Genomic DNA, 14,054 nt, shown 5'->3' with positions numbered 1-14,054 from the left:
CCTGTCCGCTGCCGTGATCCGCCCGCAATTGGCCGAGTTGGACCGCCGCGTCCGCGATGGCCGCCGCAACCACGATCACGTGGCCGCCCGCCTACGCCAGTCGCCCTGGATCACCGTACCGCCGTCCCTGCCCAAAGAAGAGCGCGCGCCGGACTCGCTCCAGTTCAGCCTGCGGGACATGAACGATGCGGATGTTGACGCGTTTGTCGACACAGCAAAGGCGATGGGTGTGTCGATCCAGGTCTTCGGACGCAGCGCCGACAATGCACGGGCGTTCTGGAACTGGGAATTCCTTGGACCAGCGCCGGACCTGCCCAAGACACGGGCGATGCTGGCGCGCGCCTGCGATTGCCGCCTGCCGGCACGACTTACACTGACAGAATGTGATGCCGTAGCGGACGTGATCCTGTCCGCCATGGATCACGTCATGCGCCCGCCGGTGCAGGCGCTGGCCTGATCACTTGTCGAGCTTCGACAACTTTTTCTGAAGCTCGGCAAGCTGGGTGCGGATCGCATCGAGATCGTCGGTGCTGCTGCCGGATTTCGTGTCTTTGGCTGGCGCGTCGGCGTCATCCTTGGACGGGCCCGACCATGCCCCGCTCATCCCGCCGGTCATCGCCTTGAGAAACGCTTCCTGCTGCGCCTGAATGGCTTCGAACCCCGGCACACCCGACATCGGGTTGGCCTTGTTCATGTTCTCCATCCATTTCGACTGGCTGTCGCGGAACATCTCAAAGCTCACCGCAAGGAACTGCGGCACCGCGCTGGTGGCGGTGGTGGTGTAGCTGCGCACCAGATCGTTAAGCACATTGGTCGGAAGCACGCTTTCGCCCCGGCTTTCATGTTCGGCAATGATCTGCAACAGGTATTGCCGCGTCAGGTCGTCCCCGGATTTCAGATCGACAATCTTGACCTCGCGCCCACCCCGGATGAACCCCGCGATGTCTTCCAATGTCACGTAGTCGGATGTTTCGGTGTTATAGAGACGTCGGCTCGCGTAGCGCTTGATCAACAGCGGATTTTGGTCGTCGGCCAAAGGTGTCCCCTCCCCGGAATGTCTTTGCTGCATTGCAGCCTAAGCACATGCAGCACAAAAAGAAAGCACTGAGAGAGTATGGATCAAACAAAGCTCCACTGGCCGTCCGAAGACTCATAAAGGCTCATGAGGATATCACCGGAGGCTTCGGTGTTCTCGGGTGAAATCGCAATGTCGGCAAGGGCCAATTCTTTTGTGATGACGTTGTTTTCAAGAAGGTTGAGATAGAACAAAAAACCATCGATGTCCGGGTCTCTTTCGAGAACGTTGTTATAGACCTGCCGAAGAAACTCTTCGTTTGACAGTGTCCGTGCGTTCCCGAAATTTGCGGTAAATTCAGGGCTTGTCATCAGATCACGAGCCAAGAATTCGTCGGTCAGGTTATTCGCTTCCGTGACTTCGATATAAAAATTCAGTCCCGGTAGATCGATATTACCGTTTCTGTTCAATGCAGCTTCGTAAAGCAAAGCAACACGTTCAGCGACGATGAACCCTTGAGGATCGCCAGCCCCGTCTAATGCTGAACCCGCTGACAACTCGATTGTTTGATCATCAAAGCGCAGAAACTGAACATTGAAAAGCTTGTCGCGCGTGCCGTCTGCACCAGCGACGATACTATAGGTGATCCCACCTTCGATTTCGAAGTCTCTTGCCCGGCCAGCAAATCGGGCCGTGTCGCCTTCACCCGCGTCATCATAATCCGCGTTGCCAAATATCATATCATCGCCCGGGCCACCTGTCAGATAGTCCGCATCCTGCCCGCCGCGCAGAATATCGTTGCCTGTTCCCCCACTAACTGCGTCTGGACCTGCCAACCCAGACAGCTCATCGTCCCCGTCGTCGCCAAACAGGTAATCGGAACGTGAAGTGCCATCTTCCGTATCATCACCGGTTGTCAGCCGTCGATCATGCACATCGACCGAAGCTGGAGACGAGGCCAAATGTTCATGAAGGGACTCAGCGAATGCTTCGAGGTCAGAAAAGCCGATCGCATCGATACTCAGCCGCATAAGCTCTGAGAAAACAGCGATCTCTGCGATGGAGACCTCGTCATTGAATTCGTCTCTGTCAGGGTGAGACCTAAAAACCAACCGCGTTACGGTATACGGACCAACAGTTTCTGACGCCGAGAAACCCAGCGTGCTGTTTCCCGAAACTTGGGCGATCAGGGAATCTACTACAAATCCGAGTACCGGAGACGCTGCGAACGAACCATCTGTTACTGTTATGCTAATCGCATCCTGAAGGCTGAAACCAATAGCGCTCAATACGTTCGACGTGCTGCCCTCGTCATAAATGAGATCTGCGGCCTCCTTGATCTGGCGGTGTAGTCCGGGTGTTCCCAACGGCCCTTCGCCAACAACTGCTGACACTTCGGTTCGGATGCTCATCGCCAGGGGAAGAGCGTATAGATGGTAAACCAAGCTTTCTAGAGACGCAGAACCGCGAACGGACTCAACTTGCTGGAACACTTCGTTCAAGCCCACATTGGCCAAGGACTCAGCTTCTGCAGCAAGGTCTGCTCGCCGCGCCGTATCTGCTTCGTTTTCGTACCTTTCCAAAACGTCCAGCGCGGCCATTGACGTCCCAAGTGACTGCGCAATCAGTTGGTCACTTTGAGCGGTCGCAAAGGTCTTAAGCTGGTCAAGATCAGCAGACAATCTGTCGAATTTCTCCTGACGGTCTTCTCCTTCACGGTCAGCGACTCCAAAAAACGATAAAATCGAAAGCGATGATGACACGGCGCCCAAAGCAGCAAGAAACGGCATAATTAAATCCCAAATAAACAATTGAGCCAATACGCTAACGCGGACTACACAATGAGTCTACTATCGATGCGGCCCAACCGTTAATGAAACGACCGGCTCTTGACACCGGTGCTCCATCAAAAAAGGCCGGACTCACAAGGAGCCCGGCCAGAATATAGCGTTCCAATTTGGGAGGAGAGAACGCTAATCCTTAATGCTTACTTCGCAACAGCAGTTGCTTTCTTGGCAGCTGTTGTGACGTCAGCCGTTGCTTTCTTGACTGCGGCGGTCGCGTCTTCCGACAGGTCCTTGCCAGCTGCCATCATCAGCTCAACGGTGTCCATCTGGACTTTCTTCGCGATCTCAGCGAACGCGGCCATGTTCTCGGCAGCAACTTCAGCCTGAGCGGAAGCGAAATCGGTCATCGCCTTGGCATAGTCTGCCGGCTCTGTTTTCGCCTTGGACATTTCGCCCAGCTTAGCAAGAGTGTCTTTGGTCCATTTTGCAGAAATCTCTGCCGACTTGTCAGCCGCTTCGATTGCAACGTGCGACAGCTTCTCGTTCAGAGTTGCTGTTGTCTTGAACGCGTCTTCCATTGCTTTCGTGTCGACCGGGAATGCGCCCATCATTTCTTTCAGGGTCGCTGTCATATCGGTTGTCTTAGCCATTGCTTTAATCCTTTCCTGCTCTGCGGGCCCACCCCGCTGTCTTTTGCAGATGAGGAATATATACATGCTGCACCGCAGCATTTCAACCCTCTTTCTGCACTGCAGCAAAAAACTTTGACCAATGGGCAGGATGGATCAGGCGCGCGCCTTGATCATCACATAGGTGCCGGGTGCCGGTGCCAGGGGCGGATGGGATTTATCCCCTATTTCCCGTGCCTTGATCCATTTCCCGGCGCGCTTGGCGAGCCACTTCTCCCAGACGGGCCACCACGATCCCTCTGTATACTCAGCTGAAGACATCCAGTCAGACGCGGACAAAGACAGGTCATCATTGGTGTAGTGACCATATTTTTTCTTCGAAGGCGGGTTCACGATTCCCGCGATATGGCCCGACTCCGACACGATGAACGTCTTTGACTTTGACCCCATCTGCTGCACGCCACGATAGCAGTCCTTCCAAGCCGCGATATGGTCGGTCTCGCAGGCGATGGAACACAGCGGGACGTCGACATCCTTCAAACTGAGCGTTTGCCCCATCAATTCAAAGCTGCCCTCGACAAACTTATTGGACTGGCACAGTCCACGCAAATACTCGACCGCCATGCGCCCCGGCAGGTTCGCGCCATCGCCGTTCCAATACAGAAGGTCGAACGCGGGCGGCGTTTCTCCCATCATGTAGCTTTTTATGGCGGGCCCGTAGATCAGGTCGTTGGACCGAAGGTAGCTGAACGTCCTTGCCATGATGAAGGACTTGAGAAGCCCCGTATCCCCGATCTCTGCCTCGATGCCGTCGATGAAGTCGTTCTGCAGGAACGGCGTGAATTCCCCCTGATCGGAAAAATCGGTCAGTGCGGTGAAGAAGGTCGCGGATTTGATCGACGTATCGCCCCGTTGCTTCAACAGCGACAGCGTCAGACTTAGTGTGGTGCCCGCGATGCAGTAGCCGATGGCATTGATCTTATCGACACCGCAAATGGATTTGACCTCTTCGATGGCGCGCAGATAGCCGTCCTCGACATAGGTATCGAGACCCACATCCTTGTAGGACTCGTCCGGGTTGATCCAGCTCACCACAAACAGCGTGTAGCCCTGGTCCACCACCCAGCGGATGAAAGAATTCTCCGGCTTGAGGTCGAGGATGTAGAACTTGTTGATCCAGGGCGGAAACAGGATGATCGGTGTTTCCCGGACCTTCTCGGTCGTCGGCTTGTACTGGATCAACTCCATCATGTGGTTGCGATAGACGACCTCGCCCTCGGCCGTGGCAATATTGGCGCCGATCTGGAACGCGCCCTCATCGGCCAGACGCACCACCAGCTCACCGTTGTTCGCCTCGAGGTCGGCAACAAGGTTCTCCAGCCCTTTGACAAGGCTCTCCCCCTCGGTTTCAAGCGCCTTTTGCAGCGCGTCGGGATTGGTCGCGAGGAAATTGGTCGGCGCGAACATGTCGACGATCTGTTGCGCGAAATAGCGCAACCGCTTCTTCTCGGTCGCGTCCATATCCTCGATGTCGTCCACCGCTGTGCGGATCGCGTCGGCATTGATCAGGTATTGCTGCTTGATGAAATTGAAATACGGATGCTCGTCCCAAAGCGGGTTCGAAAAGCGGCGATCCTTGGGACCGGGATCTTCAGGCGCTTGCAGCTTGCCTTTGGCCAGCGCCTGCTGCGCCTCAACATAATGGGTGACGGATTTGCCCCAGTATTCGATCTGGTGTTCCAGGATTTTGGCCGGGTTTTGCAGCCATTCCTGCCAATAGGCCTGCACGGCCTTGCCATACAGCATCGAGTCCGGACCATGCAGTGACGGGTTGATCTGCTTCTTCTGCGAAAGCGCTGACATCAGCCGCTGAGTCAGGGATTCCACCTTTTGCAAATTGGCCTCAAGCTCCGCGCTCATTTCCGGTGCGGCAACGTCGTTAGTTGTCATGGCCAATATTCCCCCCTAAACATGCTGCTATGCAGAATACAGTCGCCTGCGATGGGAGGCAAAGCGACTTATTGGCTCAATTTTTGGGCTGACCATAAGGAGACGCCTCTATGCGCTACATGATGACCTACGATCTCATGGAAACGTTTCGTAATACAAATCAATGGCTTGGCGCAACAGCGCGCACCATGGCGTCCTACCCCGCCTGGGCGATGATGCCCAACCCTGCCATGCAATGGATGGCAGCCTGGGGGGAAGTGACCGAACGCACCTTCGAACGCATGGTTGCAAAACCCGATTGGGGGATTCGGACATTCACCCATGAAGACGGCAAGGATCATCTTGTCGAGGTTAAGACTATAGTCGAACGTCCCTTCGGCAACCTGATCCATTTCGACGTGGTCGGACGCAAGGAACAGCCCCGCAAGATCCTGCTGGTGGCACCGATGTCCGGTCACTATGCAACGCTCCTCCGCTCCACGGTGAAGTCCCTAATCGTGAACTGCGAAGTTTACGTGACAGACTGGCACAATGCCCGTGACATTCCTGTCAGCGCCGGCAAGTTCGATGTCGAGGATTACACCCTCTACCTGATGGACTTCATGCGCGAACTCGGCCCCGACACAAACGTTGTCGCCGTGTGCCAGCCTGTGCCGCTGACCCTCGCCGCAACCGCCTATCTGGCAGAGCTGGACCCCGACGCACAGCCGCGCACCCTGACCCTGATCGGCGGCCCGGTCGATCCCGATGCGACCCCCACCGACGTGACCGATTTTGGCCGCCGCGTGACGATGGGCCAGCTTGAGGAAACGATGATCCAGCGCGTCGGCTTCAAGTACAAGGGCGTGGGCCGCATGGTCTATCCGGGCCTCCTGCAGCTTGCCTCGTTCATCTCGATGAATGGCGACCGGCACGCCAGCGCGTTCTCGGATCAGATCCAGAACGTGATGCGCGGCGAAGCGTCGGACCACGACCCGCACAATCGCTTCTATGACGAATACCTCGCCGTCATGGACATGCCCGCCGAATTCTACCTCTCCACTGTCGACCGTATCTTCAAGAAGCGCGAGATCGCGAAGAACGAATTTGTCGTTGCGGGTCACAAGGTCAATTTCGGCGCGATCACCAAGGTCGCCGTCAAAACCGTCGAGGGCGAGAAAGACGACATCTCGGCCCCCGGCCAGTGCCTTGCCGCTCTGAAGCTGTGTACCGGCCTGCCCGACGAGATGAAGGCCAGCCACGTGGAACCCGGTGCAGGCCACTACGGCATCTTCGCCGGCAAGAGCTGGCGCAACAACATCCGGCCGCTCGTGCTCGATTTCATCGACAGCAACGCGGGCGACACCAAGGCGAAAAAGGCCAAACCGGCCAACACCAACGCCGCCTAAAGCAAAAGGGCTGATCTGCGAATCAGCCCTTTTTTGTTATATCAGTCGAACGGCTAGGTCGTCACTGGAATCGCGTCTTCATCCGGGCCCTCATGATCTCGGCCATTTCAGACCTGATGAGCTTTCCCAGATGGTTGCGCGGAACTTCTTCAACGGCAAAGACGAATTTCGCCGATCTCGTTCCGAGGCGCTTCCGGCCATATTCTAGCAACTCCGCTTCGGTTGTCTGGGCACCCGGATGCAGTTCAACAGCGCAGACCGGCACGTCCTGATGGATTTCATGCTTGAAAGGCATCACGGCAGCATCGGTGACCGAAGGATGATCGGCCATGACCCGCTCGATTTCTGCCGGATAGATATTGACCCCATTGAAGATCATCATGTGGTCTGACCGGCCCAGCAAGATGAGATGTCCGTCCGCGTTGAGCTTCCCCACATCCCCCGGATAGAACCAACCGTTCTGCAGCCGCCGCTGCGTTTCCTCCGGCTGACCGAGATACCGGCTGAACAGACCCGGTGCGCGCATACGGACATGTCCCGGTTGATCTACCGGACAGGGGCGGTGTTCGTTATCCACCACCTCGAGAGCGGCGTTTCTCAGCGCCCGACCCACAGAGCCTTTGGGGCGTATCTCGCGGCCCATGTGGATCCGGCATATCGGCCAACACTCGTTCGTATCGTATTCTATCGACACCTCAGAGGTCACCGCGTCCTTCAAACGGGATACAAGATCATCGGTAACCACCGACGATGACAGAGACAAATCTCTCATGGTCTCTAATCGTCGTCCGTGCTTTCGGGCCAGCCGGTAGAGTTGTTCGGCATGCAACACGGTCACATCCGTCGCCGCAATTTCAAATCGCTCGAGGAAAAGAAACGGATCCTCAACTGTCGCATCAGTCAGAACCACGGTGGCGCCAACCGAAAAGCGGATCAAACAGTAAGTTACCGGCCCCCCATACTGAAGGTTGATCAGCGGTCCATACCGGTGCTCTGACGTGATCTCTACGCCCTCGACATACGCTTGAATCATGCGCATTAACGCGCCGTACTCAAATGCAATCAGCTTTGGCTTCCCGGTTGACCCTGATCCCAAGAGCACATGCTCGATCCGGTTCTGGGTGTTTGCAGTCAGGTCCAAAGAGCCACCGAAAGAACCCACTGTAAGATCGAGACAGGCGTCGACAACCTTGATACCGGGCCAGACAAATCCATGATCCGACACAGCGACTTTGATCTCACATTCGGTGATCAAACTCTCAATGTCATGAATCGGTTGCCGAACAGGAACGCACACGACCCCGACGCGAAGGCGATTCAACGCAAGCCAATGGATCAGCAGCGAAAGTTGATCGTGGATCGCAAGCGCACAAATTGAGTAACCTGCAATGTCCTTCGCCTGAAGGCGAAAGGCGCAGTGATTGACCAAATCCGCAAGCTGGGCGTAGGTCAGAGACCGACGCGGCGTCTGAACCGCGACCTTGTCTGGCATGTCCAGAGCCCGCGCGAAAACAGTACTCGACGCTTCGGAGCTATCATCCATGGCTAAAATGCCCAAAGGGACAAAACAGTCACCTTCTCAACAAAAGCAGAGTTTTGTCCTCCAACAGAATGAACGGTGCCTTACTTTTGTGTAGCGGCAAACGCTCCCCAGTTTCGACGGACAATCAGTTCACCACAACTCAAACGCAATTCCGATTTTCTCACAAGGATCCTGAGCGGTATCCAACGACCCGAATTATTTCTCCGCTCCCCAAATCATGTCGATGAAGGCTTGCGTGCCTTGGCTGAACTCCAGCGGACAGGGGTATGCGGGCTCCCCGCGCACAGCGGCACCAAAAGCTTCGATCTGCAACACGTAGTGGTTCACACCCGGAAACTGCACGATCTGCGTCGGCTGCCCCGGGAGCGCCAGCCGCACTTCGGCATGGCCATGTACTTGCGGATTGAACCCGGTCACAACCTCGATCACCCCTGCTGAACCATGGAACGTCACATTTTGATGTGGTGTCATACGCATCGAGGTCAGAGAGGTCAGCGTGAACCCGTCGAACTGCGCCAAAGCTTCGGTGGTCACCTCGACCCCATTTTCGCGCCGGATGTCCGCGTATAGAATACGCTCCGGCTCCTGCCCCGTCACGAAGCGCGTGCAGCCCAGTGTGTAGACCCCGATATCCGGCAGGCTCCCGCCGCCCAAATCCACCGTGTTGCGGATGTTTGCCGGATCACCACTGTTGTCATAGGTGAAGGTCGCATTGACCCGCAGCAAATCACCGATCGCCCCGCCCTGCACCCAGTCGCGCACCTGCTGCCACTGCGGATGGTGCACGATCATATAAGCCTCAGCAGCCACCAACCCGGTCTGGTCCCGCAGCGCGATCAGCGCATCAATCTCATCCGCCCGCATCGCAATCGGCTTTTCACACAGCACATGCTTGCCCGCCTCCAGCGCCTTCCGTGTCCATTCCACATGCAGCGTGTTCGGCAGCGGAATATAAACCGCATCGACCTCGGGATCGGCCAGAACTGCGTCATAGCTATCGACCACCCGCATCGTGCTTTCGATGGCCCGAAACGGTGCCGCCTTGGCGGGATCGGACGTGCCCAACACCGCCAACCGCGACTGACGCGCGGCGTGGATCGCCGGGGCCAGATGCTGCCTTGCGAATTTCGCGGCTCCCAGAATGCCCCACCGGATGTCTGTCATGGCCTGATCCTCCTCTGTGTTCGCCTTGGCCTAACACGAAAAAACGCCGGGCACAGGCCCGGCGTTTTCAAAAAGTCCTATCGGTCGACGTGTCAGACGGCGCTCAGCAGCCCCTGCTCGCGGGCCAAATCGCGCATGCGCTTCTGCAGTTTCTCAAAGGCGCGTACTTCGATCTGGCGGATGCGTTCGCGGCTGACGTCGTATTGGCTCGACAAATCCTCGAGCGTGACCGGCTTATCAGCCAGACGGCGCTGAGTGAGAATATCCTTCTCACGGTCGTTCAGCACATCCATTGCCTGAACCAGCATCGCCCGACGCGCTTCCAGCTCGTCACGTTCTTCGTAATCGCCCGCCTGATCCGCGCTCTCGTCTTCGAGCCAGTCCTGCCACTGCATCGTGCCTTCGCCTTCAGAGCCGACGGTGGCGTTCAAAGACGCATCGCCCCCCGACAGCCGCCGGTTCATGGAGATCACTTCGTCCTCGGTCACCCCAAGATCGGTTGCGATCTTCTGAACATGCTCAGGACGCAGATCGCCCTCTTCCAGCGCACCGATACGCGACTTGGCTTTGCGAAGGTTGAAGAACAGCTTCTTCTGCGCGGAGGTCGTGCCCAGCTTCACCAGCGACCAGGACCGCAGGATATATTCCTGGATCGACGCACGGATCCACCACATGGCATAAGTCGCCAGACGGAAGCCCTTTTCGGGATCGAACCGTTTGACCGCTTGCATCAGCCCGACATTCGCCTCCGAGATCACCTCGGCCTGCGGCAGACCATAGCCACGATAGCCCATCGCGATCTTCGCGGCGAGGCGCAGGTGGCTTGTGACCATCCTGTGTGCGGCTTCGGTGTCTTCCTGCTCGACCCAACGCTTGGCGAGCATGTACTCTTCTTCAGGCTCCAGAAGCGGGAACTTCCGGATTTCCTGCAAGTAGCGGCTCAGTCCAGCTTCCGGTGACGGGGCCGGGAGATTCGCATAATTGGCCATACCCTTGTCCCTCCAATGTTTACGGGCTTAACATCCAATTTGGGAAGCGGCCCGACGATTTCAAGTATCTGCGTTTCGTTAAATCCAATTTAACGCACACCGACGCGGTTGTAAGCGGCATGTCAGTGCGCTCACGCACATGGGACGATTGTTTCAGCCACGCAAACTTGTGATCAGATCATCCATGTCTTTGGGTAACGCGGCTTCGAACCGGATGGTTTCACCGCTTACGGGATGCTCAAAACCCAAAACCGCCGCATGTAGCGCTTGGCGGTCGAACGCGGCCAGACGCACCATGGCCTCATCCGGCAGCGCGCCTTTGGCCACCTTGCGCCGCCCGCCATAAACCCGATCACCGATCAGCCCATGTCCCGCATGCGCCATATGCACCCGGATCTGATGGGTGCGACCGGTCTCAAGCCGACACTCCACCAGCGACAGCTGTGCCGGGGTACCAAACACCTCCAGCACGCGCGCCCGCGTGATCGCATGTTTGCCATGCCCGAAAAACACCGCTTGTTTCTGACGGTCCGTCTTGTGCCGCGCGAGATCACTGGTGACCTTGATCACCGCACCCGGTTCGATTGACACGCCGCGCACTCCACGCAAACGGGGATCGGCAGGGTCGGGATGCCCATGCACCAGAGCCAGATAAAGCCGTTCGACACTATGCGCCGCAAACTGGTCCGCCAGCCCGTGATGTGCGCGATCCGATTTGGCGATCACCAGAAACCCGCTGGTGTCCTTGTCGATCCGGTGCACGATACCCGGCCGCCCAACACCACCCACACCCGACAGCTTCCCCCCAAAATGGTGGAGCAGCGCATTGACCAACGTGCCATCGGGGGTGCCGGGCGCCGGATGCACCACCATGCCCGCTGGTTTCATGACCACGATCAGGTCGTCGTCCTCATATCGCACGTCGAGCGGCAGCTTTTCCGCCTCGATATGGCTTTCCGTCACTTCGGGCAGCGCGATCTCGATCACATCCCCCTCGGCCACGCTGACCTTGGGATTGGTCACCACCTGACCTGCGTGCCGCACCGCACCTTCATCTATCAGCTTGGCCAGCCGTGTTCGCGACAGCGCCGCCTCCTCTGGCACGTCGCGCGCCAAGGCCTTATCAAGGCGCGGCGGCGGCTCGGCCCCGATGGTCACGCGCAGAATGGAGTCAGACATGGACAACGCCCCCGAAGATCAGGCCCCGGAACCGGCCAACCTGCGTTTCCTGCGGCGACTGGTGACGGTCCTGACCGCTACTATGATCGGGGGGGTCATACTCATCACCGCACTGATTGTCATCCGCTACAATCAAAGTGCCGCCCCCCTGCCCGATACGATCACCCTGCCAGGCGGCACAACCGCCACCGCCTTCACACAAGCGCGCAACTGGTACGCCGTGGTGACCGAGGATGATCAAATCCTGATCTTTGCCCGCGACAGCGGACGTCTGATGCAGACCATCGACATCGAAACAGAGTGAGGATGGTACCGACACCCCGGCTCGAACGGGGGACCTCTTGATCCACAATCAAGCGCTCTAACCTACTGAGCTATGTCGGCACTGAGGGGCGAAATAACGGCAGGTTCCGGCCTTTGCAAGACCCATCTGCCGCTACAACGTGACTTCCCACGCCTGTTCCACCAGATCGACGCCAAAGCTGTGCACCGGCTTGGACGATGTGCAGCGCCAGCCATTGGCGCGGTAGAGTGCGCAGGCGGCCGTGTGGCTTTCGTGTGTCCACAGTTGCATCCCAGTGTACCCGCACATGCGTGCGAATCCCATGCAGGTGGTCAGCATCCGCTTGCCCAGACCCATGCCCCGCGCTTCGGGCGACAGAATGAACAGCCGAAGCTTGGCCGTCATGTCGTCCAGACGGACGCAAAAGATGCTGCCCAGCCGCGCACCATCCCGCACCGCAATCCAGCCGCGTTCACAGCTCGGGTCATGCCCGGCCTCGAAATCCCGCAAGATCGTCGCCACCAGCGGCGCGAACGTCTCGTCAAACCCCTCCGCCTCGGCGTAATGGCGGCCATGCAGATCGACCAGCCAGTCGAAATCACCGGGATCATAGCTGCGAAGGGAAACACCGTCAGACATGCCGGCACTCTGCCCCGGCTCCACCTTGCAAAACAAGCCCCCCAGCGCTATGGGCCATGTCCTGACCTTCCATCCCGCCGGAGACCAGTCATGGGCATCAACACCGAACGCGACATCGAAGCAAACCTGCAAATCGGCCCAACCGATCTGGGCATGGTGCGCCTGTTCATTCTGGCTGATGGCATCGAGATCCCGATGGATTTTTCTCCTGAAGAGGCTGACGAAATCGCCGAGGAAATCCGCCTCGCCGCCACCGCCGCCCGCAAGGTCAAACCCAAGCGCAAGTAAGCCGCATTTGCTCTCTTAGTTCAGAACGATGGTGTAGAAAAATTCGCCATCATTCGAATAGTCGTTTTTTCGCTTTGTTCCGAACTTCAGGACCCGCACGCCCCACGGCTTCGGCGGCTTGTTATACTGATCGTAGACGGTGATCCCGTCGGCGTCCTGTTTCACGAAGATCGCGGCATGATCGTTTTGATACACCCCGTCGCGAAACGACGCGATTGCCGTCCCCGGCGAAACGTCATTGCCTTTGACCTTTCGCCCGGGTTTCCAGTTGCGCGTCCCGCCGATCTTGGCCCCGTTCAGCCAAAGCGCGGATTGCACCCCAGTGGCACATTCGCCCTTAAGCTTGCCAAGCCCCAGGCTGCGCCCTGCATATTTTGCAATGCCTTTCAAAGGCGCACGAAATTCGATCTTGTTGTCCGCGGAAACCGCACCTGGCAAATCCACGTCGACACCGAAACAGATCATCAAATGAGGGGCGAACAGGTCGCCAGGCATGGGCATCGGGATGCTCCGCAAAAAAGGCTTGAGGAAGAAGGAAAAAGACATGTCGTTCTAACGGCCAGATTTGCCGAATTCCGGAAAATAGCAATCAAGATTTTTTCTTGCCCAAATCTTTCTATGCCTTTGCCGCAGTCTTTCGTCTCAAGCCCAAGCGCTGAGCACCGCCTCCGGATCACGAAGTGCGTGCAGTCGGCGCGCCGCATGGGTGGCGAATTTGCGGATCAGCACATTCCGCCGCGCTCCGGCAAGCTTGTCCTCAGGGGCCATCCGCACGATTTCCGCGTCATACCCGTCTGCGATGATCAGGCCGGTTTCGACCGGCAGAAGCTCTGACGGAAACTCCAGATCAACCGCCCAGAAATAGCGGTCACACCAGTCAAGATAGCCCTCCCATTTCTGATCCGACTGAAAATCCGCGCGCGAGGATTTGCATTCGACGATCCAGATCTCGCCTTTCGGTCCCAACGCCATCACATCGACCCGCAGACCGCGATCCGGCACGAATTCCTCGATCACAGAAAAGCCGTGGCTGGCAAGGTGGCGGCACACCCTCCGCGCCAGAACTTGTCCGGGCTGCAAATCGGCACATACGCCGATACGTTGATCAGGTAAGTCGGTCATACCGAACACACATGAACAAAGTGTGAACAAAAATCAAGACATCGTCGCTGCTGACCGGAAATACCCCTTGTCAAGGAG

15 protein-coding genes and 1 tRNA gene are annotated in these 14,054 nt (G+C 57.4%); 4 read left to right on the top strand and 12 right to left on the bottom strand.

The window, feature by feature from the left end; genetic code table 11:
• Window positions 1-457 (top strand): DegT/DnrJ/EryC1/StrS family aminotransferase (locus JJ869_RS07110; protein ID WP_292265579.1); only part of this gene is annotated, 457 nt, incomplete at its 5' end.
• Here JJ869_RS07110 and phaR read toward each other — a convergent pair.
• The 4 genes from phaR to phaC all read right to left on the bottom strand — a co-directional run bounded on the left by phaR (window position 458) and on the right by phaC (window position 5,381).
• Complete coding sequence (phaR, locus tag JJ869_RS07105; protein WP_292265578.1) at window positions 458-1,036, bottom strand: polyhydroxyalkanoate synthesis repressor PhaR; 579 nt, start codon at window positions 1,034-1,036, stop codon at window positions 458-460.
• Window positions 1,037-1,119: 83 nt separating this feature from the next.
• Window positions 1,120-2,805 (bottom strand): DUF4214 domain-containing protein, encoded by a 1,686-nt coding sequence (locus JJ869_RS07100; RefSeq protein WP_292265577.1) that lies wholly within the window; start codon window positions 2,803-2,805, stop codon window positions 1,120-1,122.
• A gap of 197 nt (window positions 2,806-3,002) precedes the next feature.
• Window positions 3,003-3,452 (bottom strand): phasin family protein, encoded by a 450-nt coding sequence (locus tag JJ869_RS07095; RefSeq protein ID WP_292265580.1) that lies wholly within the window; start codon window positions 3,450-3,452, stop codon window positions 3,003-3,005.
• Window positions 3,453-3,587: 135 nt separating this feature from the next.
• Window positions 3,588-5,381 carry a class I poly(R)-hydroxyalkanoic acid synthase gene (gene phaC / locus JJ869_RS07090; protein ID WP_292265575.1) on the bottom strand — a complete coding sequence of 598 codons (1,794 nt, stop codon included), beginning with the start codon at window positions 5,379-5,381 and terminating at the stop codon, window positions 3,588-3,590.
• A gap of 110 nt (window positions 5,382-5,491) precedes the next feature.
• Between phaC and phaZ the strand changes: the two genes are divergently transcribed.
• A complete protein-coding gene (gene phaZ, locus JJ869_RS07085; RefSeq protein WP_292265573.1) occupies window positions 5,492-6,769 on the top strand; it encodes a polyhydroxyalkanoate depolymerase in 1,278 nt (425 codons plus the stop codon).
• 61 nt (window positions 6,770-6,830) lie between these two features.
• Here phaZ and JJ869_RS07080 read toward each other — a convergent pair whose 3' ends face one another.
• The 4 genes from JJ869_RS07080 to JJ869_RS07065 form a co-directional block, all read right to left on the bottom strand.
• Entirely contained in the window at window positions 6,831-8,327 is a 1,497-nt protein-coding gene (locus JJ869_RS07080) for a class I adenylate-forming enzyme family protein (RefSeq protein ID WP_292265572.1), read from the bottom strand.
• Window positions 8,328-8,507: 180 nt separating this feature from the next.
• Entirely contained in the window at window positions 8,508-9,476 is a 969-nt protein-coding gene (locus JJ869_RS07075; RefSeq protein WP_292265571.1) for a Gfo/Idh/MocA family oxidoreductase, read from the bottom strand.
• Window positions 9,477-9,568: 92 nt separating this feature from the next.
• Entirely contained in the window at window positions 9,569-10,465 is an 897-nt protein-coding gene (gene rpoH, locus JJ869_RS07070) for an RNA polymerase sigma factor RpoH (protein WP_292265570.1), read from the bottom strand.
• 153 nt (window positions 10,466-10,618) lie between these two features.
• The gene (locus JJ869_RS07065) at window positions 10,619-11,644 is read right to left on the bottom strand and encodes an RluA family pseudouridine synthase (RefSeq protein WP_292265569.1); all 1,026 of its coding nucleotides are present in this window, start codon (window positions 11,642-11,644) and stop codon (window positions 10,619-10,621) included.
• Between JJ869_RS07065 and JJ869_RS07060 the strand changes: the two genes are divergently transcribed.
• Window positions 11,643-11,948 (top strand): DUF6476 family protein, encoded by a 306-nt coding sequence (locus tag JJ869_RS07060; protein WP_292265568.1) that lies wholly within the window; start codon window positions 11,643-11,645, stop codon window positions 11,946-11,948. The genes JJ869_RS07065 and JJ869_RS07060 overlap by 2 nt on opposite strands.
• Before the next feature lie 3 nt (window positions 11,949-11,951).
• Here JJ869_RS07060 and JJ869_RS07055 read toward each other — a convergent pair.
• Together JJ869_RS07055 and JJ869_RS07050 are read right to left on the bottom strand one after the other, a co-directional pair.
• Window positions 11,952-12,028: transfer RNA gene (locus JJ869_RS07055), tRNA-His, on the bottom strand.
• 52 nt (window positions 12,029-12,080) lie between these two features.
• On the bottom strand, window positions 12,081-12,566 hold the full coding sequence (locus tag JJ869_RS07050) for a GNAT family N-acetyltransferase (RefSeq protein ID WP_292265567.1): 486 nt from the start codon (window positions 12,564-12,566) through the stop codon (window positions 12,081-12,083).
• A gap of 90 nt (window positions 12,567-12,656) precedes the next feature.
• Here JJ869_RS07050 and JJ869_RS07045 point away from each other — a divergent pair, with 90 nt between their 5' ends.
• Entirely contained in the window at window positions 12,657-12,854 is a 198-nt protein-coding gene (locus JJ869_RS07045; protein WP_292265566.1) for a DUF6324 family protein, read from the top strand.
• A 15-nt stretch (window positions 12,855-12,869) separates the two neighbouring features.
• Here the strand turns inward: JJ869_RS07045 and JJ869_RS07040 are convergent, their stop codons facing one another.
• Both JJ869_RS07040 and JJ869_RS07035 read right to left on the bottom strand, forming a co-directional pair.
• Complete coding sequence (locus JJ869_RS07040) at window positions 12,870-13,355, bottom strand: BPSL0067 family protein (RefSeq protein WP_292265565.1); 486 nt, start codon at window positions 13,353-13,355, stop codon at window positions 12,870-12,872.
• A 141-nt stretch (window positions 13,356-13,496) separates the two neighbouring features.
• On the bottom strand, window positions 13,497-13,976 hold the full coding sequence (locus tag JJ869_RS07035) for an MmcB family DNA repair protein (RefSeq protein WP_292265564.1): 480 nt from the start codon (window positions 13,974-13,976) through the stop codon (window positions 13,497-13,499).
• Window positions 13,977-14,054: the final 78 nt, after the last annotated feature.

This window comes from Marivita sp., assembly GCF_017643905.1.
GTDB lineage: Bacteria > Pseudomonadota > Alphaproteobacteria > Rhodobacterales > Rhodobacteraceae > Marivita.
This window is presented reverse-complemented; position numbering and strand designations above follow the sequence as displayed.